Source organism: Lawsonibacter sp. JLR.KK007, from assembly GCF_036941135.1.
Lineage (GTDB): Bacteria > Bacillota > Clostridia > Oscillospirales > Oscillospiraceae > Lawsonibacter.
Genome location: NZ_JAYWSY010000001.1, coordinates 973469 through 999319, shown reverse-complemented (window position 1 = coordinate 999319; position 25851 = coordinate 973469). Strand labels below are relative to the sequence as shown.

The window sequence follows — 25851 nt, the reverse complement described above, 5'->3', positions numbered from 1 at the left end:
GGTCATACCTCCTTTTCAAAAATCAAGTCCAGTTCTATAATCAGACCTTCTGCACTCTGTTCTACCGGGATATAGCCCACATAGCGCCAGCCGTCTTGTGCCCGCTGGGTAATCACCGCTTCGTGGTCTTCGATCCGCAGGCGAATCAATCCTTGGCTGAACATGCGCTCATATTCATAGGTGTACATAACATATCTCCTCTCGCGTTATCGAAAGGGCCTTCCCTCCCCGTCCAGCACCTCCCGGCGGTGGAAGGTGACAAAATCGGGGGTATATTCCGGATACTCGGCGCAGAAGGCAGCACGGATCAGGTCGGGATTCAGGCCAGGATTTTGGGCGGAGGTTACCAGATCCACCATCATGGCATCGCTCTGGCACTCAATGCGCCAGCTGCGGACGCAGGGGATGATATCCACCTCCGTAAAGCCTGCCTTGGCCTTGTTGGATTTCTTCTTCACCACCAGGCTCTCGTTTCGGAACAGGGCCGCCATAGCGGGCTCCGTCTCCTGAGGACGGCCCTCGGGGTAGTCGAAGGTCATGATATAGTTTACATAACGCAAATCCTTCAGCTTTCGCTCCGCCGGATAGCACTGATGAATGATGATGCCCTCCGGCATGGCGGCGGTGAGCCGGCCGGGGACCTCCTCATAGCTTGTCCCCTCCAGCAGTCCGAATTCCAGGATCTCACACTGACTGGAAAAGCCCACCGACAGCGGCAGAGCAATGGACACAAAGGGGTGGGGATTGAAGCCCTCCGTGTGCTTGATGGGGATTTTTGCCCTGGCAAAAGCCCTCTGGAAGGTGCGCATCAGGTCCAGGTGGGAGATGTAACGGGCCCGCCCCGTTTTGGTGAACAGCAGCCGGTCAGCCACAGCGGCCACCTCCTGTCAGCAACTGATTGGCCCCGCAGCCGGAGCAGCGGGTGCGGCAGTCTGGGGTGGTCGCTGACTGATAGCACAGCTCCCGCTCCCGCCACAGGAACTCAGTACTTACTCCCGTAGACAGCCGGCGCCAGGGGAGGACCTCATCTCGGGACCGCTCCCGGTGGGCATAAAAATCCCCGTCCAGACCGCAAGCGGCTAGGCCGTCCAGCCAGCGTTGGTAGTCGAAATACTCCGTCCAGGAGTCCATCTTCCCCCCGTGGGCCCACACCCACTCCAGCACACCGGCCAAACGCCGGTCCCCTCTGGACAGGATGGCCTCCAGATAGCTGGTCTGTGGGTCGTGCCAGTTGTAGGTGATGGACTTGTCCCGCTTCAGGGCGTCCCGCAGCAGATTCACCCGCCGCTGGTACTCCTCCACGGGAATTTGGGCCTCCCACTGGAACGCGGTGTGGGGCTTGGGCACAAACCAGGAGGTAGACACCGTGATCCGCACCCCCCTGGCCTTGTTGGGAGAAAACTCCCGCCAGGTGAAGTAGACCTTCCGGGCCAGGTCGGCAATGCCCAGCACGTCCTCATCTGTTTCGGTGGGCAGGCCCAGCATGAAGTACAGCTTCACCCCGTTCCAGCCCCCGGCAAAGGCGGTCTTGCAGGACTGGAGCAGGTCCTCCTCCCGCAGATTCTTGTTGATGGCGTCCCGCAGACGCTGAGTACCCGCCTCGGGGGCAAAGGTCAGCCCGCCCCGGCGCACCCGCTGGAGCCGCTCCATCAGCCCCATGGAGAAGGTATCCGCCCGCAGAGAGGGCAGGGACAAGCCAATGTCCCGTGGGGCGCAGTAGTCCAGCAGCTCGTCGCACAGGGGCAGCAAATCGGGGTAGTCGGTGGAGGACAGGGACGACAAAGTCATCTCCTGGTAGCCCGAATCCTCACAGGCGGCCTTTCCGTACTGGGCCAGCAGCTCCGGACTGCGGGAGCGCACCGGCCGGTAGGCATACCCCGCCTGACAGAACCGGCAGCCCCGGATACAGCCCCGGAACAGCTCCAGCATCACCCGGTCATGGACGATCTCGGTGGAGGGGATAATGGTTTTTACCGGGAAATAGGCCCTGTCCATGTCCTGGATAATCCGCTTGGTGACCAGTTCCGGAGCGCCGCTCCCTGCTTTTATGTCAACTGATTCCAGGGTGCCGTCCGGGCGGTAGACCGGCTCATAGAGGGAGGGCACATAGATCCCTTCGATCTTGGCGGCCTCCAGAAGAAGCTCCTCCTTGGACCAGCCCTCGTCCCGGGCCTGACGGTAGAGGTCGATGTACTCCAGGGTGACCTCCTCCCCCTCGCCCAGGATGAACAGGTCCACAAAGGGCGCCAGCGGCTCCGGATTGTAGCAGCAGGTCCCCCCTGCCACAACCAGCGGCGAGAAATCTGTCCGGTCCGCGCTGCGCAGCGCCAGACCCGCCAGGTCCAGCATGTTGAGCACATTGGTATAGGCCATCTCATAGCCCAGCGAAAACCCGATGATGTCGAACTCAGCGATGGGATCGCCGCTCTCCAGGCCGTAGAGAAGCAGTCCCTCACGGCGCAGCTGCTCCTCCATGTCCCCCCAGGGGGCAAAGCATCGCTCACACCAGACGTCGGGCCGCTCATTCATGACCCCATAGAGGATGCGGCAGCCCAGATTGGACATGCCGATCTCATAGGTGTCCGGAAAGCACAGTGCGTAACGGACGTTCACCCGGCTCCGGTCCTTGACCACCGCGTTGTATTCTCCGCCCGTATACCGGGCCGGCTTTTGCACCTTCGGCAGAATGTGTTCCAAGGTACGATTCATTATGCAACCCCCAGATCATAAGTAAAACCAAGGGCTATTGTACCTTTTTCCTGCCTCGCTGGCAAGCTTTATTTCGGGGAAACCCAGAAATATTTTGGCGCAGAAAAACAGCCAGCAGCCAAAAAGCGACCAGCAGCAGGGTGATATTGCCCCGTACCAGCGCCAAAAAGAGGCCCGCTGCCAGAGTTCCGGCGGTGCACAGGCAGTCCAGACAGATCCCCGCCCGATCTGCCGTGCCCGGCCCGGCCAGCAGGGCCAGGGTACAGTACAGTGCCCGCCCGCCGTCCAGCCGTCCCACTGGCAGCAGGTTAAACAGCGCCAGCGCCAGGTTGAGTCCCGCAAAGGTCAGCCCGCCCGCCGTCCCGCAGAAGGCCAGGGCCAGCACCAGATTGGTCCCCGGTCCCGCCAGCGCGGACAGCCCCTCCTGCCAATACCCAAGGGGACGGGCCAGTACCAGTTCCGCACCCACGGCGGTCAGGCGCACTCCCTTAATGTTCCCGCCCAGCAAGCGGATGACCAGAATATGTCCCAGCTCATGGAGAGCGCAGGCCGTCAGCGCGGCCGGAACCAGAAGGGAACGGTCCAGATAGTTCAGCCAGGCCGCCAGCAGAAGAAAGCCGCCGGTCACCTCTACCCTGCCCAGCCGCATCACTGCTCCAAAAAGTCCACGTAGTAGGCGGGATTCAGGTGCATTTTTCCAAATTTCAGCTCCAAATGGAGATGGGGCCCGGTAGCCGAACCGGAGGAGCCGACCTCAGCCACCTTCTCCCCCAACGCCACCGTCTGCCCCTTTGAGACTAAAATCTTGCTGCAATGTGCATAAAAGGATTTGACCCCATTGCCGTGACCGATCTGAAGATACAGTCCATAGGAGTCATCCTTGCCGATATACTCCACCGTTCCCGCCGCAAACGCGCTGATGGGGTCGCCGTTCTGTCCGCCAATGTCCACGCCGCCGTGGAACTGATACACTCCATTGATCGGGTGGTCCCGATAGCCGTATTCCGAATTGAGATGGCCCATCACCGGCGTAACCGTCTCCAGCTCGCCCAGGGACAGCTGGTCCATGGTGTAGTTGTTGGGCAGCGCCTCACCGCTGTAGTCCGATACCCTGATCACAGTCCCCGCCGGAACCGCCAATGCCTCCTCTGGCATGGCCTCCTCCTGGACCTCAAGCGGCTCTGGCGCCTGCAGGGTAACGTTCAGCCCATACTGGGGCAAGTCAGCGTAGTGGACTGTACTGGCCGCCGCATCTGCTCCCTGGCTGAGAAAACGCAGCTCCTCACTGAGCGCGCTCTCCGCTGGCAGCGGAGGTGTAAAGGCCGCCGGCTGGGGCGGCTCCTCCTCACTGGCGCCACCCCCAAACACCTCCACGCAGAAGCTTCCAAAATCAGCCAGCATGGTGTCCCCTCCCGCCAGCGACTCCCCCAATTCCGCCAGCGCCTCCTGAAAGTCCAAGTCTGTCGTGATGAGGGTAAACAGATCCTCCCGCACCTGATTCAGCTTCTGAGGAAACACGCCCTTCCACAGGAAAACCGCCAGAAACAACACCAGACAGACTGTCAGCTGGATCAGCCGGACCCGTTCCTGACTGGCTCCCCGCTGCCGGCTCCGGGCTGACACTGGTCTGTAAGGGTAGACATTCCTTCTGCGGCTCATAACCGGTGTGCTCTGGCTGTACATGGCGGTCCCTCCTCAATCCATTTTTTTCAGTGTATTCTGGAGGGACATGTAATATTCCTCTTGACAGACGGCCAAAAAACAAATATAATAACTAAGCTAGTCAATCCGGGTGTGGCGAAGCTTGGTATCGCGCTTGGTTCGGGTCCAAGAGGCCGTGGGTTCAAATCCCGCCACTCGGACCACCCTCAAAAGTCTTGTATCCCTTGGGATACAAGACTTTTCTTATTTTTTCGGTTCAATAATCAACAGGCCATGAAAGATGGACAGCGTTGGCGATTGGAACAGCTCAATCTCCACAACGCCCACACGGAATCCGAACGGATGTGCCCAGCGGAGCATGGCTTAAGGACACAGTCGCCTTTTCTGCGGCCCGAAAGCTGTTCTTCAGGGCCGCAGAAAACACCTTCGCCCCCGACAGCCCCATGACCCGTGCTATGCTGATGACGGTTCTGGCCCGGTTCGACGGAGCGGATCATCGCTTGTCCTTTTTCGGCGCTCTCCGGTCTTCATCCACCTCATACGCCTTGATGATCTTCTGCACCAGGGCGTGACGGACCACATCGGACTCGTTCAGGCGGAGAATGGCGATGTCCTCCACCCCCTTCAGCACCCGCATCGCCTCCCGCAGGCCGGACACCTTATCAGCAGGCAGGTCGATCTGGGTAATATCGCCGGTGATGACAATCTTGGAGCCGAAGCCCAGCCGGGTAAGAAACATCTTCATCTGCTCCCGGCTGGTATTCTGGGCTTCGTCCAGGATGATGAAGGAATCGTCCAGCGTGCGGCCCCGCATGTAGGCCAGGGGAGCCACCTCAATGTTGCCCCGCTCCAGGTATTTTTGATAGGTCTCCGGACCCAGCATCTCAAACAGGGCGTCATACAACGGGCGCAGATAGGGGTCCACCTTGCTCTGCAGGTCGCCGGGCAGAAAGCCCAGCCGCTCCCCTGCCTCCACCGCCGGGCGGGTGAGGATGATGCGGTTAATCTCCTTGGCCCGGAAGGCGGCTACGGCGGCGGCCACCGCCAGATAGGTCTTGCCCGTTCCGGCGGGGCCGATGCCCAGGGTGACCACGTTGTTCTTAATGGCCTCCACATACTTTTTCTGTCCCAGGGTCTTGGCCTTGATGGGCTTGCCCTTGGCGGTGACGCAGATCACGTCCCCGGCCAGCTGAACGATCTGATCGTCCTTCCCCTCCCGGATCAGCTGGACGATGTAGCGCACATTCTGCTCGTTGATGGCCTCCCCCTTGGAGGCCAGGGTCATCAGGTTCTCAATGGCCTTCACGCCGTACATGACCCCTTCCGGGTCCTCCCCCGCCACCTTGAGCATGGAATCCCGGCTCACCACCGTGACCCCCATCTCCCGCTCAATGATGCGGATGTTCTCGTCGAAGGAGCCGAAGACATTGATGGTCTCCTCCAGGCGCTCTAAGCTGATGGTCTGTTCTGTCATTGGTCAAAAATCTCTCCTAATCAGATTCTAGGGGGTGCTCCCCCGGCCGCTCCTGGCCGATCTCCTCCAGGCACTGGGCTGTGAGGGTGACCTCCAGACAGCCGTCGTTCATCCGGGCGGTGAACTGGGTGGACTCAACCTCCCCGTCCTCGCCGGTGAGGAGGTCCAGCCGCTGGAGAAGCTGCTCCTCCAGCAGGGCCTGGGCGGCGGCCAGATCCACCTCCACCGTCTGGAGCTGGTACTCCCGAAACACCTCCCGGTTCAGAGACAGGGGCAGCGCGTCCCCGCCGGGAAGGGCCGCCTGACGCACTGTGGTTATTTTATCATACATTGGCCAGGAAATGCTAGTAGTTCCGAAAATTTTGACGCGCTGTCCCAAAACATTCAAGGACCAGACGCTTTTTTCGCTCCCGGTATACTCCTTCACTGCGGCCTCCACCGGGATGACGGCGGTGAGGACCCGCCAGGTCCTGGCCCAGATCCGTCCCCGGGCATGGGTCTGGTAGTACCGGGGCGGCAGTTCGCTGTACAGCGGCGGCGGCATGGTGACGGTCCCTGAGATGAGGATATCCCCCCTGGCCACCACATCTCCGTCCTGCACCAGAGCCTCTCCCCACTCCGGCTCAATATGGGTGACTACGCCGTCCGCCTCCGCCACCACGTCGAAGTATCCTGACTCGTCCAGCCGCTCCGGCGTTTGGATGGCCTCCCGGACCACGACCTCCAGCCGGGTGCCGTAGAGGTTGAGGGCTGCCCAGGACAGGCCGTCCACCTGGACCAGCAGTTCCTGGGCCAGCTGCCTGCGGTTCAGGCCGGGACCGTACACCCCAGGCCGAACCCCCAGCTGCCGCAGCTGGCTGAGGATTACAGCGGAGGGGACCTCCTCATTCCCGCTCACCTGGATGGTGAGCACAAAGCGGGACAAAACGCTTACCGCGCACAGGGCGAAGACCAGCCCCACCAAAAAGGCATACCGGGTGCGGAACCGGTTTACAAAATCGGGCAGGCCCTGGCTGGACTCCCGCTCCACCTCGCACCCCGCTCGCCCTGCCAGCTCCAGAAAGCGGCCCAGCGTGTACCGCCGGGTGGTCAGGCGGATGGTGTGCTCGTCCAGCCAGTCCATCGCCCAGAAATCGATGCCCTCCTGGGCGCACAGGTTGATCAAACGCTCGGGAAAGGGACCGGTCAGCCGGACCACCACCATCCCCAGGATCAGATTCATCAGCTTCCTCATACAATCCCCCTACGCCAGCGAGATCTGGGTGATCGTTCCGGTAATGAGCAGCTCGACACCGGTCATGGCCCGCAGCTCCAGCTCCCGGCCCGCAATCTTGATGAGATATATGCCGCCGCTGATGTGAATCTCCTCCCGGCCGTAGGCCAGGATGCCCTTGTGGTTCTCCACCCGCAGCTCGCAGTCCCCCACCAGCTCCAGCTTGGGCAGGCCGGCCAGGGCATCGGCGGGAAGATCCAACACCTCCGCCGTCCGTTCCAAAAATCCAAACCTCCGGGGCTTCATAAAAATCACCTCTCCCCTATTTGTATGACGGGGAGAGGGGAAACTTTCTGCTTTTTCAGCCGGGGCCTTCTTTTATGGGGTAGGGACTCTCCCATATCCGCTCCATCCCTCGGACCAGCGGGCCGTAGTAGGCGTAGTAGCTGTAATGGGAATCCAGAAAGCCGTCGTCCACCTCCACCAGGGGCTGGTCCTGATGTTCAATGACCTTTCCTAAATCATCTCCGAAAAGAGCACAGGCAAATATGAACAAGACCATTGATACCATAAGCACCGCACCGGTCAAAAGAACGACCACGCTCTTTATCACCCACCGCAGGATCAAAGAGACACCAAGCCATTCTCCGCACAAAAAGCCATCCATTACAAGACTGATCCCCACCCAGCTGCTGATTAAGACCGTTCCCAGCAGGACAGCCCACGAGGTGCGCCGCCACGCCAGCCCGAAGAACGACAGCACAAAATTCCCGCCTATCATCAGGACCAACGCCCCCAAAAACACCGCCGCTGTCCTCACCATCCTCTGACGGCGCTTCTCATCACAGCGGAGGAGATAGCCCATACTGATCACACCTAAAATCGGGACACCCGCAAGCATCATCAAACTGATTATTTCACCCATGGGGCCGCTCCTCCACGCTCAAGCTGCCCTCTGTCCCGCCGTCGAAGGTGAGGAACAGCCGCTCTCCCTCTTGGCGGGTGACCCGGCTCTGGCCGATGGTCCTCTGAGCCCGGTCCCGGAGGGTGACCAGCACCTCCCCCTCCTCCAGCTCCAGGCCGTAGGTCTGGCCCGGCTTCAGCAGGGTGCTGCCGTCCGCCGCCTGGACCGTCTCGGTACTGCCGCTGTACTCCAGAACGATGGAGCAGGCATCCCGGCCGCTGTTGTTGACCACTACCAGGTCGGCATGTTCTCCCCCGCAGCAGCCGGACAGCGTCAGGCACAGCAGGGCTCCGATTGACATAATAACAATTTTCATTGCACTTCCTCCAAACGTCTCAGTCCAGCGGCACGGTACAGGTCTCCCACTCCCCCATCCCCGTGTTGTAGTGAACGACGATGCTTTCCTCCGTCCACTGGATTTCATAATAGCCGTCGTGAAAGGGCCAGAGGTCGTGGGCCGCGTAGGTCACGCCGGTCCGGCGGAGCAGACAGGGGCCTGCGGGCAGATAGAACTGCCCCCAGCAGTCGAACAGCCAGCTCTCGTGCCGGACCACCAGCCCCACCTCCCCGTCGGGGTCATAAATCGGGTAATATGTGGGATTGGTATAGAAGTAAAACGAGAAAAACAGGACCGTCAGCAGGAGCAGCCCCTCCGCCGCCAGGACAAAAATCAGAAAAACAACCCGCTCCCAGCCCCTTGTGAAGGCCACAATGGCCCCATCTCCCCAGACCACCAGGGCCAGCAGGAAAACGGAAATCAGGGTCCACGTGATTGTCCCGTCGTCTACCTGGCCGAACACCAGCGTGTACCCCCTGCCGCTGACCACGCACATCAGGAATATACCGACGGCGCACACCGCCAGCAGGGTCCAGATTCCCCGCTGAAACCGCTTCCAACTCATAGCAGCCTCGGTCCTCCCAGGAAAATGATGTGCGCAAAGAGCCACAGGGCAGCCAATACCCCGGCCAGAACCGCCAGCGCCTGAATCGCAAGTTTACATAAGGCTTTCAAAAACGTCCTTCCCTTCTCTCTCATGTCTTCTCCTCCCCGTCGGGCACATACTCCAGAATATCCCCTGGCTGGCAGTCCAGGGCCTTACAGATGGCCTCCAGAGTGGAAAAGCGCACCGCCCGGGCCTTGTTGTTCTTCAAAATGGACAGGTTGGCCATGGTTATGTCAACCTTCTGGGCCAGCTCTCCCAGGGACATCTTCCGTTTGGCCATCATCACGTCCAGGTTTACCATAATCGACACAGGCACACCCCCTAAATGGTCAGGTCCTGGTCCTCCTTCAGCTCCGCCGCCTGATGGAACAGGGCGGACATCACCTGAAAGAGCAGACCGGCCATTAAAAACGCGGGGATAAACAGGGCGTCGTAGGTGAAGAAGGGGGCGGCGCTGTGATCGTGCCACAGCCACCAGAGCAGCCGCAGCAGAGCCACCCCTGAGATGATCCAGCAGCACACCGCCGCCCGGTTCAGCGCCCGGGCGTTCTTGAGCTGGAAGGGGTTCCCTGCCAGAATGGTGTCCAGCACGCTCCTGGCCTGCCATAAAATCAAGGCAGTACACGTCCCGCAGACCCAGAAAAACAGGCTCAGCACACCCACAGGCGCATGTTCCAACAGACTGCGGAATCCGCCCAAACAGACAACTCCAACCAAAAGAAGCCCTCTCTCCTGCAAGGCCCATGCCAACGCCTTCCGCCACTCCGGATCTGCCATTGTGTCCCTGTCAAGGCAAATCACGGCCATTCCAGGTACAAACAGCAGGCAGAGCAAATTCAGCACGAAAACAATCAGCACCATAGTCCTTAAAACGGCAGCCAATCTCTGCACAGCCGTCTTTTCCATGGAAAATTCCCCCTTTCAGTTGGCCCCATCCTAACACAGGAAAAACTGATTGTCAATATATTTTTATTGTTTATCAATAAATTATAAGCATTCCATTTTTGACTCCCTTATGATATAATAGGGATGCAATTACACGGACCAACGTCAATCAGGAAAGGAGAATCCCCATGAATATGCAGGAGATCGCGCGGCTTCTTCTCGGTTTGAGGTCTGATGGGTGGAGTGAAAAAAAAATCAATGATTTTCTGTTGTTCATCGAAACCGGTGAAGATCAGTACAAACCGAAGGGACGGGAAAACGCCGGGGACTGACCCCGGCGTTTTCATGTTGGATTCAGCAATTTTTCGCGAAGTGGTCGCACCAGGGCCGCAGGGTGCAGTCCGCGCACTGGGGTCTCCGGGCGATGCACACCGCCCGGCCGTGGAGGACCATCCGGTGGCAGAAGTCGTTGGACTCTTCCGGGGGCAGGACCGCCCGCAGCTGGGTCTCCACTTTGCCGGGGTCCTTGGTACCGTCGGTGAGGCCCAACAGGCCGGTGATGCGGATGCAGTGGGTGTCCGCCACCACCACGCCGGGGGTGTGGTACACGTCCCCCAAAATCAGGTTGGCGGTCTTCCGCCCCACGCCGGGCAGACGGAGCAAATCCTCCATGGTGTCGGGCACTCTGCCGCCGTAGTCCCGAAGCAGCATCTGGGAGGCCAGGACGATATCCTTGGCCTTGGCCCGGAAAAAGCCGGTGGAGTGGATATACTCCTCCACCTCAGAGATATCCGCCTCGGCCAGCGCCTCCAGGGTGGGGAACCGGGCGTAAAGGGCGGGAGTCACCTTGTTCACCCGCTCGTCGGTGCACTGGGCAGCCAGACGGACGGAAAAGAGCAGTTCGTAGTCCTTCTTATACTCCAGGGAGCAGATGCCCTCGGGATATAGCACCTTCAGCTCCTCCACAATGGCGCGGACCTCCTCCGGCGTCTTGTTCATAACGAATCACCTCTCGGATGTTTTTTCCCATTCTACCACATCCCCGGGGACATTTCGAGGGTTTTTGGCAAAATCCCCTTGTATTTTTTTGTCCTTCCCGCTATGATGAAGGAACGAGGTGACTGTCTATGAAAAGTCTGTTCCGCTGTCCCCTGTGCGGGACCCCTCTGGAGCGGGAGGAAACCCGCTGGCTCTGTCCCAACCGGCACAGCTTCGACCGGGCCGCCGCCGGGTATGTCCATCTGCTCCCCGCCAACAAGAAGCACTCTAAGGACCCCGGCGACGACAAGGCCATGGTGGCTGCCCGCTCCGCCTTTCTGGACAAGGGATACTATGCTCCCCTGCGGGACAGCCTGTGTAAAGCAATTTCACAGCACACTGAAAGGCGGTCCGCTCCTGTCATTCTGGACAGCGGCTGCGGCGAGGGCTACTACACCGCCGGGCTGTTCCAGACGCTGACAGAGGCGAAACGCGAACCTCGGATTGTCGGCGTGGACCTGTCCAAGGCCGCCCTGCGCCGGGCAGCGAAGCGGGTCCCGGAGGCAGAATTCGCCGTGGCGTCGGTGTACCATCTGCCCCTTCCGGACCGGTCCGCAGACGTGCTGGTCAACATCTTTTCCCCGCTGGCGGCGGAGGAGTTCGCCCGGGTGCTCCGCCCCGGCGGGCTGTTCTGCTATGCGGTGCCCTCCGACCGGCATCTGTGGGAGATGAAGCAGGTCCTGTATCGGGAGCCCTACGAAAATCCAATCAAGCAGGAGGACTACAGCGGTTTTGTCTGGCGTGATGTAAAGGAAATACGCTATACAGTTAATTTAGAGGGGGCCAGCGACATCATGGCCCTGTTCCACATGACTCCCTACGCCTGGAAAACTCCCAAGGAGGGTGTCGCCCGGCTGGACCGGCTGGACCGGCTGACTTGTCAAGTCGGCTTTGACCTGCATCTGTACCAGAGGACATAAAACGAGCCGCCAATTGGCGGCTCGTTTCGTCTTACAGCTTGTCCAGTCCCAGCCGCAGGCGGCGGATGGTCTCCTCCCGGCCCAGAATGCGGCAGATCTCCACCGCACCTCCGGGGGTGACGGCCTGACCGGCGGCGGCAATGCGCACCGGCCACATGAGGGTGGCGTTCTTAACCTCCAGCCGCTCCGCCAGAGCTACCAGCCCGTCGTGGACGGCATCCTGGGTCCAGTCGGAAAGGGCCTCCAGCATGGGGATGGCCGCCTCCAGCATGGCCTTGGACACCTCCGGGTTGGTTTTGGACTTCTTGTTGGTAAACAGGTCCGCGCTGTACTCCGGCAGTTCCTGGAAAAAGGCCACCTTCTCCGGGATATCGGTGAGCTTTTCGCACCGGGCCTGGAGCAGGGCGGCGATCTCCTCCACCGGCAGGCGTTCATCCTTTACAGTCTGCCGGATATAGGGCTTGGCCGCCTCCGCAAAGTCCTCCGGGGACATGGCTCGGAGATACAGGGCGTTGAAGTGGGTCAGCTTCTCAATGTCGAAGATGGCGGGGGATTTGGACATACCCGCCAGGTCAAAGGCCCGGGCCAGCTCCTCCAGAGAGAAGACCTCCTGCTCAGCGATGTCCCCCCGTGGAGACCAGCCCAGCAGAGCCACATAGTTGAGGATGGCGCTGGTGAGGAAGCCCTGCTCCTTCAGATCCTCGTAGGAGGGGTCGCCGTGGCGCTTGGACATCTTGTTCTGGGCGTCCCGCATGACGGGGGAACAGTGGACATAAGTGGGTACCTCCCAGCCGAAGCCCTCGTACAGCAGGTTGTACTTGGGAGCGGAGGACAGATACTCGCTGCCCCGGACCACGTGGGTGATGCCCATCAGATGGTCGTCGATGACGTTGGCGAAGTTGTAGGTGGGCATGCCGTCCCGCTTGATGAGCACCTGGTCGTCCAAGGTCTGATTCTCCACGGTGATGTCGCCAAAGATGGCGTCCCGGAAGGTGGTGTCCCCCTCCTGGGGGATTTTCTGGCGGATGACGTAGGGCTCCCCGGCGTCCACTCTGGCCTGAGCCTCCTCCAGGGACAGAGCCCGGCAGGGGTCCTCCGCCCGGTTGAAGTCGCCGGTATCCTCGGCGCTCTCCGCCTTTTCGCAGAAGCAGTAGTAGGCGCAGCCCTTCTCAATGAGCAGGCGGGCGTATTTGCCATAGGTGTCCCGCCGCTCCGACTGGATATAGGGGGCCACCGGACCGCCCACGTCGGGTCCCTCATCGTGGTCCAGATGGCACTCGGCCAGGGTCTTGTAAATCACGTCGGTGGCTCCCTCCACCAGGCGGCCCTGGTCGGTGTCCTCAATGCGCAGGATGAAGGTTCCCCCGGCGTTCCGGGCAATCAGCCAGGTGTACAGCGCCGTGCGCAGGTTGCCCACATGCATGTACCCCGTGGGGGAGGGCGCAAACCGCGTGCGCACCTTGCCCTTGGGGATTTTGGCCTCCATCTCCTCAAAATACTTCATATCAAGTGCCATGTTCTCTCCTCCAGTAAACAGGTTTTCCTTATTATAGTGAATTTTTCCCGGCTTGGCAAGGGTTTTAAATTTTAATCTTCTGTTCATTGCTTTTTTCCGAAAAAGCGTATATGCTATATAGAAAGTGCCGCGGGGGTGGCAAAAGCTGCCTCCACAGCCAGAGAGGAGTATTTTATCTTGAAAGAAAAAAAGAATAGAAAGCCCATGGGACGGGCGGGCAGTCTGCTGGTCAGCCTGCTGATCACGGCGGCGGTGGGCTTTGCGTACTTCTACGTGTCCCTGCCCGCCATCAACCTCCAGTCGGGTGACTTCTACAGCTTCCTGCTTCTGCTGTGTCTCGTGTACACCATCAGCGTCTTTGTGCTGTCCGCCAAACCGCTGAACCAGGGTGAATACTCTGTTGTGCGCACCCCAAGGGAGAAGATCAAGGAGTGGTTCCTGTTCGTCAAGAAGAGCTGTCTGCCCGTGCTGATTCTCTTTGCCGCCATCATTGTGGTGGCCATTGTGGGGCAGATTATCTCCATGCCCGTTTTCCGGGCCTCCGCCTACCGGGAGCTGCTCACCGTTCAGACCGGCGACTTCGCTGCCGACGTGGCCCAAATTTCCTTTGACGAGATCCCCACCCTGGACCGCTCCTCCGCCGAGTTTTTGGGAGACCGGCAGATGGGTACCCTCAGCGACATGGTCAGTCAGTTTGAGTACTCGGGCGACTCCACCCAGATCAACTACCAGGGCCGGCCCGTCCGGGTGGCCCCCATCGCCTACGCAGATCTGATCAAATGGTTCACCAACCGGGGCAATGGCCTGCCCGCCTATGTGGTGGTGGACATGGTCACCCAGCAGGCCACCGTCACCCGGCTCAGCGAGGGGATGAAGTACTCCTTCTCCGAGCCGCTGAACCGGAACATCATGCGCCATCTGCGGTTCAACTACCCCACGATGATGTTCGCCACCCCGGAGTTTGAGATTGACGAGGAGGGCCACCCCTATTGGATTGCCCCCCGGGTGGTCAAGCGCATCGGCCTGTTCGGCGGGGTGGACATCCAGGGGGCCGTGCTGGTAGACGCCGTCACCGGTCAGTGCCAGTACTACGAGGAGGTCCCCAACTGGGTGGACACCCTCTACGTCCCGGAGCTGATTATGCAGCAGTACGACTACTACGGCACCTTGATTCACGGCTTTATCAACTCCATCCTGGGCCAGAAGGATGTGACCCAGACCACCAGCGGCTACAACTACATCGCCATGAACGACGATGTGTATATGTACACCGGCGTCACCTCCGCCAACGCCGACCAGTCCAACCTGGGTTTCCTGCTCACCAACCAGCGCACCAAGGAGACCCACTTCTACACCGCCCCCGGCGCCACCGAGTCCGCCGCCCAGGCCTCGGCCGAGGGCGTGGTCCAGGACCTGAACTACCGGGCCACCTTCCCCCTGCTGCTGAACATCGCCGGGGAGCCCACCTACTTCATCCCCCTGAAGGACGCCGCCAACCTGGTCAAAACCTACGCCATGGTCAACGTGGCCCGGTACGACATTGTGGCCATCGGAGACACCGTCCCGGTCTGTGAGCAAAAGTATATCCAGATGCTTACCGACAAGGGGGTTACTCAGGTGGAACTGCTTCCCCAGACAAAGACCGAAGGCGTCATCGCCGAGATCCGCACCGCCGTCATCGAAGGTAACTCCTATTACTTCATCCGCCTCCAGGGCGAGAAGGTTTTCTACTCCATCTCCGCCGCCCAGAACCGGGAGGTGGTCACGCTGAGCGTGGGCAATCTTGTCATCATTGAGCACGCCGTGGCCGTTGAGGACAGCCATTCCACCATTTTGGATGCTTACACCCTGACCGTCATTCCACCCGTTCCCCCCGCAGAGCAGGCAGAGCCGCCCCGTTCCAGTTCCTGATAACATGCAGCAGGCCCGTCCGGACAACCGGACGGGCCTGGTTTCACCCTCACCGAATCAATTTCTCCTTCTCCGCCCGTTTCAGCCGTTTGATGGCTGCCTCCCGGCGCAGGGCGGCGGATTTGTCGGGGGCCTGCTCCTGATAGACCAGCTCCAGAGGCCCTCTCCCCCGGGTGTACTTGGCCCCCTTTCCGCTGCGGTGGGCGGCGAGACGGCGGGCCACGTCGTCTGAGATACCGGTGTACAGGGTGCCGTCGCCGCAGCGGAGGATGTAGACATACCAGGGCACAGAACATCCCCCCTTTCTCCATAATTCTATCACATTATGTCGGAATTGGAAACAATTCCTTTTTTATCCTGTCAAATTCTCCAAAACAGTTGCCTTTCTCTTCCTTTGGTGGTACAATACAGTGATATTATATGAGCGTCTGCCCCGGCGCTCTCAGATAAAGGAGCCAACGCACATGGACGAAAAGAAAGTAATGCTCTCCGGCATCCAGCCCAGCGGTGACCTGCACCTGGGCAACTACCTGGGCCCTCTGCGCCACTGGCCGGAGATGATCGAGGAATTTGACTGCTACTTCTTCCTGGCCGACCTGCACACCATCACCGTGCGCCAGGACCCAGCCCAGCTGCGCCGCCGGGTGCTGACCCTGCTGGCTCAGTACATCGCCTGCGGCCTGGACCCGGAACGATGCACCCTGTTCATCCAGTCCCACGTCCCCGCCCACGCCCAGCTGGGCTGGGTGCTGGACTGCTACACCATGTTCGGTGAGCTGTCCCGCATGACCCAGTTCAAGGACAAGGCCGCCAAGCATAAAGACAACATCAACGCCGGCCTGTTCACCTACCCCGCCCTGATGGCGGCGGACATCCTTCTCTATCAGCCCGACTTCGTCCCCGTAGGGGAGGACCAGAAGCAGCATGTGGAGATCTGCCGGGACATCGCCGAGCGGTTCAACGGCATTTACGGCGACGTGTTCAAGGTCCCCGCCCCCCACATCCCCAAAGTGGGAGCCCGGATCATGAGCCTCAACGACCCCACCTCCAAGATGAGCAAGTCCAATCTGGAGGGCTGCGTCATCCTCATGGACAAGCCGGAGGACATCATGCGCAAGTTTAAGCGGGCCATTACCGACAGCGACACTGAGCGCTGCGTCCGCTACGCCCCCCAGGAAAAGCCCGGCGTGTCCAACCTGGTGCAGATCTACGCCACCGTCACTGGCAAGAGCTTTGAGGAGATCGAGGCGGAGTTCGACGGCAAGGGATACGGCGCCTTTAAGCCCGCTGTGGGTGAAGCCGTGGCAGAGACCCTGCGCCCCATCCGGGAGGAGACCGAACGGCTCCTGGCGGACAAAGCCTATCTGGAGAACGTCTACAAGACCGGAGCGGAGAAGGCCAGCTATGTGGCCAACAAAACCTTGCGCAAGGTCTATAAAAAGGTGGGCTTTGTCCCCCGTTAACCCCAAGACAAAAGAGGAACACAACTATGATACAGCTTCCCTCCATCGGGCTGGCCATGGCCGCCCTGCTCGCCGCCGCCCTGGTGGCGCTGATCTTTACCCCCATGGTCCGGGCGCTGGCCTTCCGCGTGGGGGCAGTGGACGTCCCCAAGGACACCCGCCGGATGCACGACCACCCCATCCCCCGCATGGGCGGGCTGGCCATTTTCTTCGGCTTTATGCTCAGCGTCCTCATGTTTCTGCCCCTCACCCCCGAGCTGCGGGGCATGCTGCTGGGCAGTGTGATCATTGTCATGCTGGGGATTCTGGACGACATCTTCGCCCTCCCCGCCCTGCCCAAGTTCTTTGTTCAGATCGGCGCCGCTCTCATCGCTGTTCTGGAGGGCAACCGCATCGACTTTCTGTCCAACCCCAACATCTTCAGCTCGGAGCCCTTTTGGGAGCTGGGCTGGCTGGCCGTCCCCATCACGGTGCTTTGGATCGTGGGCATCACCAACGCCGTCAACCTCATCGACGGCCTGGACGGCCTGGCCTGCGGCGTGTCCACCATCAGCTCCATGACCCTGCTGGTGATTGCCCTCGTCATGAAAGAGCCCGACGTGGCCATCCTGATGGGCGCCCTCTCCGGAGCCTGCATCGGGTTCTTGCCCTACAATCTGAACCCTGCGAAAATTTTTATGGGGGACACCGGTTCCACCTTCCTGGGCTTCATTCTGGCGGTGGTGTCCATTCAGGGACTATTTAAGTTCTACGCCATCATCTCCTTCGCCGTCCCCTTCCTCATGCTGGGCCTGCCCATCTTCGACACCTGCTTTGCCATCCTGCGCCGGGTGTCTCACGGCCAGTCCCCTATGGCCCCCGACCGGGGACACATCCACCACCGGCTCATCGACATGGGCTTTACGCAGAAACAGGCGGTGGCGGTGCTCTATATCATCAGCGCCATTCTGGGCCTGTCCGCCGTGGTGCTCACCACCATCGGCGTGGTGCGGGCTATGCTCTTCCTGCTGGCCCTGTGCGCCGCCGGCGCCGTGGCAGGCAAGCTCTATCTGGACCGGACCAGCGGCAGCGAGCCCTCCCCTTCCTCCGGGAGCAGCCGGGTGGCCAAGCCCCGGCAGAGCCACCCCATGGAGAGCGGAAACTACTTCGGTGAGGAGGACCAGTCTGACAAATGAAAACCATTAAGGTAATGACCGTCTTCGGCACCCGGCCCGAGGCCATCAAAATGGCCCCCCTGGCCCTGGAGCTGGCCAGGCGGCCTGAATTTGAGGCCGTCTGCTGCGTCACTGCCCAGCATCGGGAGATGCTGGACTCTGTGCTGGATATTTTTTCCCTGAAGCCCGACTACGACCTGAACGTGATGGAGCCCCGGCAGACCCTGTCCACCATCACATCCAAGTGCCTCACTGGCATGGACGGGGTGCTGGAAACGGCCCGGCCCGACCTGGTGCTGGTCCATGGGGACACCTCCACCACCTTCGCCGGGGCGCTGGCCGCTTTCTATCACAAGATCCCCGTGGGCCACGTGGAGGCCGGCCTGCGCACCTACGACAAGTGGTCCCCCTTCCCCGAGGAGGTCAACCGGAAGCTGGTGGGGGCCATCGCCGACCTCCACTTCTGCCCCACTGCGGCGAACCGGGACAATCTGGCCCTGGAACATATCGCACAGGGGGTCTTCCTGACGGGGAACACCGTGATTGACGCGCTTCAGACAACGGTTCAAACCCAGTTCCGCTTTTCCGAGCCTGTGCTCAACTGCTTAGATTATGTGAATCGGAAGGTGATCCTGGTCACCTGTCACCGGCGGGAGAATTACGGCCAGCCTATGGCGAACATCATGACCGCCCTGCGCCAGGTGGCTGACGCCTTCCCCAATGTGGAGCTGGTCTACCCCGTCCACCTGTCCCCTGTGGTACAGGAGGCGGCCCACAAACATCTGGATCACCATCCCCGCATTCACCTGACCGCCCCTCTGGACGTACGGGAGATGCACAACCTGATGGCCCGGTGCCATCTGGTGATGACCGACTCCGGCGGACTGCAGGAGGAGGCCCCTGCCCTGGGCAAGCCGGTGCTTGTCCTGCGGAAGGAGACGGAGCGCCCTGAGGCGGTGGCTGCCGGGACCGTCCGTCTGGCCGGTGTAGAGCGGGAGCCCATCCTTCAGATGGCCTCCCAGCTGCTGTCCGATCCCGCTGAATATGACAAAATGGCCCACGCCGCCAACCCCTATGGGGACGGACGGGCCTGCCGCCGCATCGCGGACGCCATCGCCTGGCATTTCGGCCTGCGGGAAACTCCGCCGGACCCTTTCGGCCCATTGTGATGTGACCCTTCGGCGGCAAAGGAGGTCGTCTTTTGGAGCAGAAAAACCGGCTTATGATCGTTGCCGCCATTGTAGCTCTTATGGTGGTGGCCATTGTCGCCAGCTTTGGGCGGGTCCTCTTCACCGCCAAAACTCCGGAGGTCATCCTGCCCTCCTCCAGCGCCGGAACGGGGGACCTCTCCGGGACCGGCAGCCAGGAGCAGGACTATCAGCGGGTGGAGGTCACCACTCAAACCGTCACCGGCGTAGTGGCCACCCTGTCCCGCCCCGCCAGCTACTACCGGGAACTGACGGTGGAGACCTTCTGGACCGGGGACTCCTCCGCCGCCCAGGTCCAGGTGTGGGCGGACAACGGCTGGTCCCACAGCATCCAGACGCTCCCCTCCGGCGTGGTGCGCCATGACCTCACCGGCGAGGACACCGTCTACTACTGGTACGACGGTGCACAGCAGTATGAGACTGCTCCCGCCGACCGAAAATCCTCTGATCTGGCCCAGCACATCCCCACCTATGAGACGGTGCTGGAGCTGGAGCCGGACGAGATCACCGACGCCGGCTACGAGCTGCGGGGGGATCTGCCCTGTATCCTGATCGAGGTCCAGCGGTCCGGCTCCGGCCTGCTCCAGCGGTTCTGGGTCAGCGTAAATAACGGCCTGCTTGTCTCCGCTGAGAGCGAACAGGACGGCCAGCTGGTCTACCGCATGACCGCCTACTCCCCGGTCCAGTCCCCCTGTCCGCCCGACGCCTCCTTCACCCTTCCGGATGGGGAGGTTCTTCACTCCGCTGGTATGTAAGCGGTTCGTCCTTGTTGTCCCCCAGTCCCATGAGCAGGGTCAGCCCCAGCGCAATGACCAGCTCCAGATCGTCCCCCTCCACAAACAGATACAGCATAATGAGCAGCAGCAGGATATCTCCGGTATCCACCTTGTCCAGATGGAAACTCTTCAGCAGGCCGGACAGGCTGGACAGCCCCTCCCTTCCGGACAGCAGATCGGGGATGTGAAAGGATGGGCGCGGCCCGGTTCCGGGCGCAGGGCCGCCGGGACGCTTCGGCGGGGGCTCGATCCGGGCATAGGAGGTATTTTCCGGGATGTAGCGGTTATACACGCTCCCCCTCCTTTCCCCCAAGGGCGCCCAGGGCCGCCCGGACCAACTTGGTCATCCGGGCGATCTGCAGCGCCCGGTCCAGCCGGGCCTGCTTCTCCTCCCGCAGGAAGGGGCGCAGGGCGTTGAGCAGGGCGGCGTTCCGGTCCTCGGTGCCCTGGACCTGCCGGATGACGTCCATCCCGATCTGGATCATCCGGGGGTCGATCTGTCCCAGCACGGAGGACAGATCCGGAGCGGTCTCCTCCGCCACAGGCACATAGGGAGCTTCCTCCCCATCTGGCGGCCCTTCCAGCGCAGGAGCCGTCTCCTGGGCCGGCTGGTCCCCGGACAGGGAGCGGGCCAGGGCCATGATCTGGTTCATAGCCGCCTGGTTGCCCAGGATGGAATTCAGTTTGTCCTCAAATTCCGCCACAGCGCGTCCCTCCCTGTTCCGATCCTTCGGACACGGCCGCCCGTGTCCCCGCTTTAGTTCAGCCCCGCCTGCTTGGCCTGACTGTCAATGCGGTCCACCAGCTCGGCCCCCTCCTTGCTGCGCATCAGCTGGTCCATGATGGCCATCAGCTGGGCGGGGTCCCCCGCCGCAGCCGCCTGAGCCGCCTGCTTCACCTGGCCGCTCTGCTGCTGCAGCAGCTCCCTCAGCTTCTGCGCGTCGCTGGACTTGGCCAGCTGGACGATGGCGTCCCGATTTTTCTTCGACAATTCCATTGCTGCTCCCTCCCTGAATGTTTTTCAAACCGCTTGAACCTCGGTTGACTATTTTAGTATATGCGAAGAAAGGCTCAGGTGACACTGCTTGAAAATTTTAGTCTTCTCTGACTCCCACCGCTCTCTGTCCGGTATGTACGCCGCCATCGAACACCACAAGCCCCAACAGGTCATCCACCTGGGGGACATGATCAGCGACGCGGAAGAGGTGGCGAAGCACTACCCCAAGCTGCCCTTTTGCATGGTCCCCGGCAACTGCGACGGCTGGTTCACCACCGTCCCCCTCAAAAAGCAGATCACCCTGGAGGGACGGTCCATCCTCCTCTCCCACGGACACCGCTGGGACGTCAAAAGCGGCTACGACCAGGCCATTGCCGACGCCCGAGCTGTGGGGGTGGACATCCTTCTCTTCGGGCATACCCATATCCCCCTGTGCCAGCAGTTGGAGGACGGCCTGTGGATGATGAATCCCGGCCCCGCCCGGTCCAGCTATGGGATGATCAAGCTCGGGGATGGACCGATCGCCTGCACCCTGCACAAGGTATAGCTGACAGGAGTTGACCCGCCGTGAAAAAAGTGCTCTACATCCTCTTCCACCGCTCGGTTTTCGTCTCTGTGGCCCTGCTGGCCCAGGTCACCGCGCTGCTGGTGATGGTGTTCTCCTTCTCCGCTTACACCGAAATTTTTTACTGGTGCTGCATCACGCTCAGCGTGGCGGCCGCCGTCGCCATCGTGGGCAGCCGAATGGAGCCGGGCTATAAGATTGCCTGGCTCCTGCTGATTTTGCCGTTCCCAATCTTTGGCGGCGCCTTTTACCTGCTGGTGGGAGGCGGCTACGTCCCGAAGCGGACCCTGAAGCGGATGCAGGGCATGCTGGAAAAATCCTTCACGACTCTGAAGGAGGACTTCAAGTCGGAGGATCTGATCCCTCTGGGGGGAGATGCCGCCGGTCAGGCCAGCTACCTGGAGCGCCGGGCCGCCTGCCCCGCCTACACCAACACCGAGACCGAATACTTTCCCCTGGGGGATGCCGCCTTTCCCCGGATGCTGGAGGAGCTGGAAAAGGCGGAAAAGTATATTTTTCTGGAGTATTTCATCATCCAGCCCGGCGTCTTCTGGGACAGCATCCTGGCCATCCTGGAGCGGAAGGCCGCCCTGGGCGTGGAAGTTCGGGTGATGTACGATGACTTTGGCTGCATGTTCACCCTGCCCCGGGACTACAACGAAACGCTCACTCAAAAGGGCATCCAGTGCCGGGTGTTCAACCGGCTGATGCCGGTGATGTCTCTGCGCATGAACAATCGGGACCACCGCAAGCTGCTCATCATCGACGGCAAGGTGGGCTTTACCGGGGGCATCAATCTGGCGGACGAGTATATCAATGTCCGGAAGCGGTTCGGGCACTGGAAGGACAGCGCCATCCTTCTGGAGGGGGACGCCGTCTGGTCCATGACGGTGATGTTCCTCACCATGTGGGACAACATTGCCAACTGGGAGGAGGACTTTGAGCTCTTCCACCCTCCTGCCGCCCCGGTCCGGCCCTGGACCGGGTACGTCCAGCCCTATACCGACACCCCCCTGGACCGGGAGACAGTGGGACAGGCGGTGTATTTGAACATGATTGCCAAGGCCAAAAACTATATCTATATTACCACTCCCTACCTGGTCATCGACGTTGCCACCAATACCGCCCTGTGCAACGCCGCTAAATCCGGAGTGGATGTGCGCATCATCACCCCCCATATTCCTGACAAGCGGTACGTCTTTGAGGTCACCCGGGCCCACTACCCTCCCCTGCTGGAGGCAGGCGTAAAGATTTACGAGTATACCCCCGGCTTCATCCACGCCAAAAACTTTGTGGTGGATGACCGGTTCGCCACCATAGGCACCGTCAACCTGGACTACCGCAGCCTGTTCCTCCACTTTGAGGACGGCGTTTGGCTGTGCGAGGCCCCCTGCATCCGAGACATTCGCAAGGACTTTGAGACCACGCTAAAAGCCTCTCAGCCCTGCTCTCTGCGCCAGTTCAAGCATCTGAACATCCTCCTGCAGCTCTACCGCAGCATCCTGCGGGTCTTTGCACCGCTGATGTAAGCAAGAGGGATGGATGATGGAACAGACCAAGAAGCTTGCCTACGCCGCATGGGGGACTGCGCTGCGCGAAGAGGCCGCCCGAAGGCGGCCTCTTGTCAACCTCAGCGGCAGCAGCAGCCACTGACGCTGCTGGACGCGCTGCTGGTGGTGGTGATGGTGTTGGGCGGGAAGAACTCGTCCACGGGGAACTGGACCTGACGGAACATATCGCAGGGGTCCTTCTGGCAGCCCTCCTCGCCGCAGCTGCAGTCCTTGGTGGGGATGCAGTAGTCGTAAGCGGGGATGAGCAGCTGGGTATCGCGCTCCATGCGGATGATGGAGAACTGGCCCAGGGTAATGAACATCCGGTGCAGGTCGCCGTTGGTCACCAACTCGTCGCCGAAGCAGGCGGCCACCGCCATGGGGACGTCCACACAGCCGCAGTCGCAGGGGCGGCACTCGCAGACATCCACCAGCTTCAGGCTCAGGATCAGCGGATCCACCGCCTCCACCACTGCGGTGGGGAGATTGGACTGAGGCACGCACTGGACCTGGTTCTCGTTGCTGTCGGAGCTGAAGCTCTTGGAGCCGCTCTCGCTGCCGAAGAGCACGGCCCGCTTGCTGAACATAGCCAGGCCGCAGACCTGGACAGGACGGGCGGCGCCCACAAAGGCGTCGGCGGTGATCCGGTAGAAATACCGCACATCCACCGTATAGAAGCCCCGGTTGAAGGTAACCGGCTCCACGTCAATGTACGCATACAGCAGCTCGGCGGAGCTGGCCTTGATGGACTGAGCCCGGTCAATCACCTCCTGGGAGCAGCGGGTGGGGTATACTCTCAGATCCTCGACGCAGTCCTTATCGGAAGATATAACGTCTTAGATAATTATTTTGAATCGCTATTTACAGACTTAGTATCCTCCTGAACCGCACACCTTTACTCTACCCTTAAAGGTAATCCTGTCTGCCTCGTAGTTAGGCTTTTCTATATTTAAGGGAAAAGCGGTTGCTTCCATTCCGAAAGCAACCGCTTTTACTTTAAGTCAACGGGCCATTCAGATCAGCCCATCGCAAAGAAACATTAAACTGTCTATCACCTAAGATTTCATTAATCTGTTCTTGGGAAAGAGGAGGCGGCAACGTTACCTGCTTACTGTTGTGTACCTCTTCTCCATTACGAAATACCCCTTTAAAATACATGTAATTTGTTTTTTCATTTCTTACAATATACCAAGCGTTGCCTGTAGAATCATTAAAAGTTCCATCTACAAAATTTCCACAATACAGCAATCTTACAGAACCGTCCTCAAAGAAGTAGGCCATATACGCATTTCCGCTCTCATCGTTAAAAAATCCGTCAGAAGTATTACCAGCATAATAAGCTAGGCTCTGCTCCGCAACGTCAGCAAAACAAACAGCAGAAGCATAAGGCAAAACAGAGCGAGAGCGGCCCTCAGGGATAAGGAAAGGTTTGAGAGCAGCAGTGCAACGCCAATCACACAGACAGCGGTTTCCTGTAGGCGTGCCATGACGCGGTCCAGGCCGTAAGCGGTCTTGACCGTCCCAAAAACACCCTCCACAGCATTGCGGTCGCAGTTGTCCTGATACTCCAGTTTCTTTGCTTGACGGGACAGGCCGGGAGCTTTTGGCGGCTTTCCCAGGGCCGGACCGGACAGACGAATACCAAGCTCTTTGCAAAAAGCCAGTGTCTGGCGGCTGCGGTAGATTTTGTCCGCCAGGATACGTTCCGGGTAACAGCCATAGCGCTCCCGGTACCGAGCCACCGCCCGCCAGAGGTCTTCCGATTCGTTGAAGGGCTCGAAGTCCAGCCGTTCGATCCTGGCATAGCCATCCACCAGACTGATATGCAGTTTTGAGCCAAACTCGGTATTGGCGTGGGCTTTTCCCCGAACGATGGGCCGGACCCAGGGCTGGGCCAGACTGACGATGCGCCGGGGAATGCTGTGGGTCCCGGATTCAAACATGAGGCGCTGCTGCTCGTAGACAGTAGTCATGATATTCAGGCGGTCCGCCTGCTTTGAAGACAATTTTGCACCTTTTTGAACCAATTCAGCTATGTACCTGATATCCCGGCGGATGTATTGCAGCTGTTTGCGTATCGCGGAACGGATTGCGTTCCCACTGCGCTTCTTGCTTTTGGACAGACGGAGATAGTCCTTCCGGGCGCGCTTGCGGTACATCCGGGGCTTCTTCTGTCCTGCCGCTTTACACAGCTCGTCCACCGTTTTCTCCGCTTTCTCCCGCACTTGGTTGAGTAAATCGATGTCCTGAGGATAGGCGATGTCCGCGGGGCAGCATGTGGCGTCCAGAATCAGTGTCCCGCTGTTAGGCGGATCGTTCCCGTCATCCGAGTCATCCTGTTTCCCTGTCTCCGCTTTTGGGACAGACGCCTCCAGAATTGCTGCCAGGTCCTCCTCGCTGAACCGTTTCCGGAACGCCACCAGCGTGGACGCCCCGAACGGACACGGCCCGTACTCCTTCATGCCGATGAAATATTGCAGATACGGGTTTTCTCCAATGTGCTTCACCAGCCATTGGTCGCTGCATTTCAGCCGCCGCTGAATCAGCAGCGCCCCTAATGCCATCCGTGCCGGATGGGCCGGGTGACCATTGTTCACGAATCGCGCTGCATACCGCTCCTCCGCTATCTCCCACGGAACCAGCGCCGCCAGTTTCACCCAATCGTTTTCTGGGTCCAGTTTCCCATATGGAAAGATGAAATCTTCCATCCGAAGCTGACTGTTGTCCTTATACATCCACTCCGCCCCCTATAAGTGCACGCTTTTTCCTTGCTTTTTCCCAATTCCCTTGCACCTATTCTACCATATTTCATCCCATATTGCTTGTCTTCTAAGCAGTTTGAGGTTACGAAGCAGGCCCTAAGCTATGAGATTATGGCAAAACGATTCTTTAAACTGGTCTG

The 25851-nt window shown here is 60.0% G+C and carries 33 protein-coding genes and 1 tRNA gene; 11 read left to right on the top strand and 23 right to left on the bottom strand.

The features are described 5' to 3' along the window. Window positions 1-2: 2 nt before the first annotated feature. The 5 genes from VV088_RS05655 to VV088_RS05635 are packed head-to-tail and all read right to left on the bottom strand — an operon-like array spanning window position 3 to window position 4392. Window positions 3-188, bottom strand: a complete 186-nt coding sequence (locus tag VV088_RS05655) for a DUF4177 domain-containing protein (RefSeq protein WP_334599800.1) — start codon at window positions 186-188, stop codon at window positions 3-5. Between the two features lie 18 nt (window positions 189-206). Next, window positions 207-872: a TIGR03936 family radical SAM-associated protein gene (locus VV088_RS05650; RefSeq protein WP_334599799.1), complete on the bottom strand. Its 666-nt coding sequence runs from the start codon at window positions 870-872 to the stop codon at window positions 207-209. Continuing rightward, entirely contained in the window at window positions 865-2709 is a 1845-nt protein-coding gene (locus tag VV088_RS05645) for a TIGR03960 family B12-binding radical SAM protein (RefSeq protein ID WP_334599798.1), read from the bottom strand. Before VV088_RS05645 ends, VV088_RS05650 begins: the two co-directional genes overlap by 8 nt. A gap of 34 nt (window positions 2710-2743) precedes the next feature. Then, window positions 2744-3358 (bottom strand): peptidase M50, encoded by a 615-nt coding sequence (locus tag VV088_RS05640; RefSeq protein WP_334599797.1) that lies wholly within the window; start codon window positions 3356-3358, stop codon window positions 2744-2746. Continuing rightward, window positions 3358-4392: a M23 family metallopeptidase gene (locus VV088_RS05635; RefSeq protein ID WP_334599795.1), complete on the bottom strand. Its 1035-nt coding sequence runs from the start codon at window positions 4390-4392 to the stop codon at window positions 3358-3360. The genes VV088_RS05640 and VV088_RS05635 overlap by 1 nt, the downstream gene beginning before the upstream one ends. 105 nt (window positions 4393-4497) lie before the next feature. Here VV088_RS05635 and VV088_RS05630 point away from each other — a divergent pair. Together VV088_RS05630 and VV088_RS22710 are read left to right on the top strand one after the other, a co-directional pair. Beyond that, a tRNA-Pro gene (locus tag VV088_RS05630) sits at window positions 4498-4574 on the top strand. 141 nt (window positions 4575-4715) lie between these two features. Continuing rightward, a complete protein-coding gene (locus VV088_RS22710; protein ID WP_442913115.1) occupies window positions 4716-4943 on the top strand; it encodes a hypothetical protein in 228 nt (75 codons plus the stop codon). On the opposite strand, the gene VV088_RS05625 is transcribed toward VV088_RS22710, so the two are convergent. The 9 genes from VV088_RS05625 to VV088_RS05585 are packed head-to-tail and all read right to left on the bottom strand — an operon-like array spanning window position 4865 to window position 9665. Next, on the bottom strand, window positions 4865-5845 hold the full coding sequence (locus tag VV088_RS05625; protein WP_334599794.1) for a PhoH family protein: 981 nt from the start codon (window positions 5843-5845) through the stop codon (window positions 4865-4867). The genes VV088_RS22710 and VV088_RS05625 overlap by 79 nt on opposite strands. A gap of 16 nt (window positions 5846-5861) precedes the next feature. Then, window positions 5862-7079, bottom strand: coding sequence for a sporulation protein YqfD (locus VV088_RS05620; RefSeq protein ID WP_334599793.1), 1218 nt, complete (start codon window positions 7077-7079; stop codon window positions 5862-5864). 9 nt (window positions 7080-7088) lie between these two features. After that, complete coding sequence (locus VV088_RS05615) at window positions 7089-7364, bottom strand: YabP/YqfC family sporulation protein (protein WP_334599792.1); 276 nt, start codon at window positions 7362-7364, stop codon at window positions 7089-7091. 55 nt (window positions 7365-7419) lie between these two features. Beyond that, window positions 7420-7983 (bottom strand): hypothetical protein, encoded by a 564-nt coding sequence (locus VV088_RS05610; protein ID WP_334599790.1) that lies wholly within the window; start codon window positions 7981-7983, stop codon window positions 7420-7422. Continuing rightward, entirely contained in the window at window positions 7976-8338 is a 363-nt protein-coding gene (locus VV088_RS05605; protein ID WP_334599789.1) for a hypothetical protein, read from the bottom strand. The genes VV088_RS05610 and VV088_RS05605 overlap by 8 nt, the downstream gene beginning before the upstream one ends. 19 nt (window positions 8339-8357) lie before the next feature. Further along, complete coding sequence (locus VV088_RS05600) at window positions 8358-8924, bottom strand: hypothetical protein (protein WP_334599788.1); 567 nt, start codon at window positions 8922-8924, stop codon at window positions 8358-8360. Next, a complete protein-coding gene (locus VV088_RS05595; protein WP_334599787.1) occupies window positions 8921-9058 on the bottom strand; it encodes a hypothetical protein in 138 nt (45 codons plus the stop codon). Before VV088_RS05595 ends, VV088_RS05600 begins: the two co-directional genes overlap by 4 nt. Further along, complete coding sequence (locus tag VV088_RS05590) at window positions 9055-9276, bottom strand: helix-turn-helix domain-containing protein (RefSeq protein ID WP_334599786.1); 222 nt, start codon at window positions 9274-9276, stop codon at window positions 9055-9057. The genes VV088_RS05595 and VV088_RS05590 overlap by 4 nt, the downstream gene beginning before the upstream one ends. An 11-nt stretch (window positions 9277-9287) precedes the next feature. After that, window positions 9288-9665: a DUF2975 domain-containing protein gene (locus VV088_RS05585; protein WP_334599785.1), complete on the bottom strand. Its 378-nt coding sequence runs from the start codon at window positions 9663-9665 to the stop codon at window positions 9288-9290. A 374-nt stretch (window positions 9666-10039) separates the two neighbouring features. Here VV088_RS05585 and VV088_RS05580 point away from each other — a divergent pair, with 374 nt between their 5' ends. Further along, the gene (locus tag VV088_RS05580) at window positions 10040-10183 is read left to right on the top strand and encodes a hypothetical protein (protein WP_334599784.1); all 144 of its coding nucleotides are present in this window, start codon (window positions 10040-10042) and stop codon (window positions 10181-10183) included. 22 nt (window positions 10184-10205) lie between these two features. Here the strand turns inward: VV088_RS05580 and nth are convergent, their stop codons facing one another. After that, window positions 10206-10850, bottom strand: a complete 645-nt coding sequence (nth, locus tag VV088_RS05575) for an endonuclease III (protein WP_334599783.1) — start codon at window positions 10848-10850, stop codon at window positions 10206-10208. 128 nt (window positions 10851-10978) lie between these two features. On the opposite strand from nth, the gene VV088_RS05570 reads away from it, so the two are divergent. After that, window positions 10979-11809, top strand: coding sequence for a putative RNA methyltransferase (locus VV088_RS05570; protein ID WP_334599782.1), 831 nt, complete (start codon window positions 10979-10981; stop codon window positions 11807-11809). A gap of 31 nt (window positions 11810-11840) precedes the next feature. On the opposite strand, the gene gltX is transcribed toward VV088_RS05570, so the two are convergent. Next, window positions 11841-13325, bottom strand: a complete 1485-nt coding sequence (gltX, locus tag VV088_RS05565; RefSeq protein ID WP_334599779.1) for a glutamate--tRNA ligase — start codon at window positions 13323-13325, stop codon at window positions 11841-11843. 177 nt (window positions 13326-13502) lie between these two features. Between gltX and VV088_RS05560 the strand changes: the two genes are divergently transcribed. Beyond that, window positions 13503-15236, top strand: a complete 1734-nt coding sequence (locus VV088_RS05560; protein ID WP_334599778.1) for a CvpA family protein — start codon at window positions 13503-13505, stop codon at window positions 15234-15236. Window positions 15237-15285: 49 nt separating this feature from the next. On the opposite strand, the gene VV088_RS05555 is transcribed toward VV088_RS05560, so the two are convergent. Then, complete coding sequence (locus tag VV088_RS05555) at window positions 15286-15525, bottom strand: GIY-YIG nuclease family protein (protein WP_334599777.1); 240 nt, start codon at window positions 15523-15525, stop codon at window positions 15286-15288. A 175-nt stretch (window positions 15526-15700) separates the two neighbouring features. Between VV088_RS05555 and trpS the strand changes: the two genes are divergently transcribed. Genes trpS through VV088_RS05535 form a run of 4 tightly spaced genes read left to right on the top strand, consistent with a single transcriptional unit; the run spans window position 15701 to window position 19816 of the window. Further along, entirely contained in the window at window positions 15701-16699 is a 999-nt protein-coding gene (trpS, locus tag VV088_RS05550; protein ID WP_334599776.1) for a tryptophan--tRNA ligase, read from the top strand. Between the two features lie 26 nt (window positions 16700-16725). Continuing rightward, window positions 16726-17874, top strand: coding sequence for an MraY family glycosyltransferase (locus VV088_RS05545; protein WP_334599775.1), 1149 nt, complete (start codon window positions 16726-16728; stop codon window positions 17872-17874). Beyond that, complete coding sequence (gene wecB, locus VV088_RS05540) at window positions 17871-19022, top strand: non-hydrolyzing UDP-N-acetylglucosamine 2-epimerase (RefSeq protein ID WP_334599774.1); 1152 nt, start codon at window positions 17871-17873, stop codon at window positions 19020-19022. Before VV088_RS05545 ends, wecB begins: the two co-directional genes overlap by 4 nt. A 32-nt stretch (window positions 19023-19054) precedes the next feature. After that, on the top strand, window positions 19055-19816 hold the full coding sequence (locus VV088_RS05535) for a hypothetical protein (protein WP_334599771.1): 762 nt from the start codon (window positions 19055-19057) through the stop codon (window positions 19814-19816). On the opposite strand, the gene VV088_RS05530 is transcribed toward VV088_RS05535, so the two are convergent. Genes VV088_RS05530 through VV088_RS05520 form a run of 3 tightly spaced genes read right to left on the bottom strand, consistent with a single transcriptional unit; the run spans window position 19773 to window position 20834 of the window. Beyond that, window positions 19773-20129, bottom strand: a complete 357-nt coding sequence (locus VV088_RS05530) for a hypothetical protein (RefSeq protein ID WP_334599770.1) — start codon at window positions 20127-20129, stop codon at window positions 19773-19775. The two genes, VV088_RS05535 and VV088_RS05530, sit on opposite strands and share 44 nt — an antisense overlap. Then, entirely contained in the window at window positions 20122-20541 is a 420-nt protein-coding gene (locus tag VV088_RS05525) for a hypothetical protein (RefSeq protein ID WP_334599769.1), read from the bottom strand. The genes VV088_RS05530 and VV088_RS05525 overlap by 8 nt, the downstream gene beginning before the upstream one ends. A 53-nt stretch (window positions 20542-20594) precedes the next feature. Then, a complete protein-coding gene (locus VV088_RS05520; protein ID WP_334599768.1) occupies window positions 20595-20834 on the bottom strand; it encodes a hypothetical protein in 240 nt (79 codons plus the stop codon). 88 nt (window positions 20835-20922) lie between these two features. Here VV088_RS05520 and VV088_RS05515 point away from each other — a divergent pair, with 88 nt between their 5' ends. After that, complete coding sequence (locus VV088_RS05515; protein WP_334599767.1) at window positions 20923-21381, top strand: metallophosphoesterase family protein; 459 nt, start codon at window positions 20923-20925, stop codon at window positions 21379-21381. Window positions 21382-21401: 20 nt separating this feature from the next. Continuing rightward, the gene (gene cls / locus VV088_RS05510; protein ID WP_334599766.1) at window positions 21402-22928 is read left to right on the top strand and encodes a cardiolipin synthase; all 1527 of its coding nucleotides are present in this window, start codon (window positions 21402-21404) and stop codon (window positions 22926-22928) included. A 101-nt stretch (window positions 22929-23029) separates the two neighbouring features. Here the strand turns inward: cls and VV088_RS05505 are convergent, their stop codons facing one another. The 3 genes from VV088_RS05505 to VV088_RS05495 form a co-directional block, all read right to left on the bottom strand. Then, window positions 23030-23716, bottom strand: coding sequence for a hypothetical protein (locus tag VV088_RS05505; RefSeq protein ID WP_334599765.1), 687 nt, complete (start codon window positions 23714-23716; stop codon window positions 23030-23032). Window positions 23717-23945: 229 nt separating this feature from the next. Further along, on the bottom strand, window positions 23946-24230 hold the full coding sequence (locus VV088_RS05500) for a hypothetical protein (RefSeq protein ID WP_334599764.1): 285 nt from the start codon (window positions 24228-24230) through the stop codon (window positions 23946-23948). A gap of 59 nt (window positions 24231-24289) precedes the next feature. After that, window positions 24290-25684, bottom strand: a complete 1395-nt coding sequence (locus VV088_RS05495; protein WP_334599763.1) for an IS5 family transposase — start codon at window positions 25682-25684, stop codon at window positions 24290-24292. Between the last annotated feature and the right edge of the window lie 167 nt (window positions 25685-25851).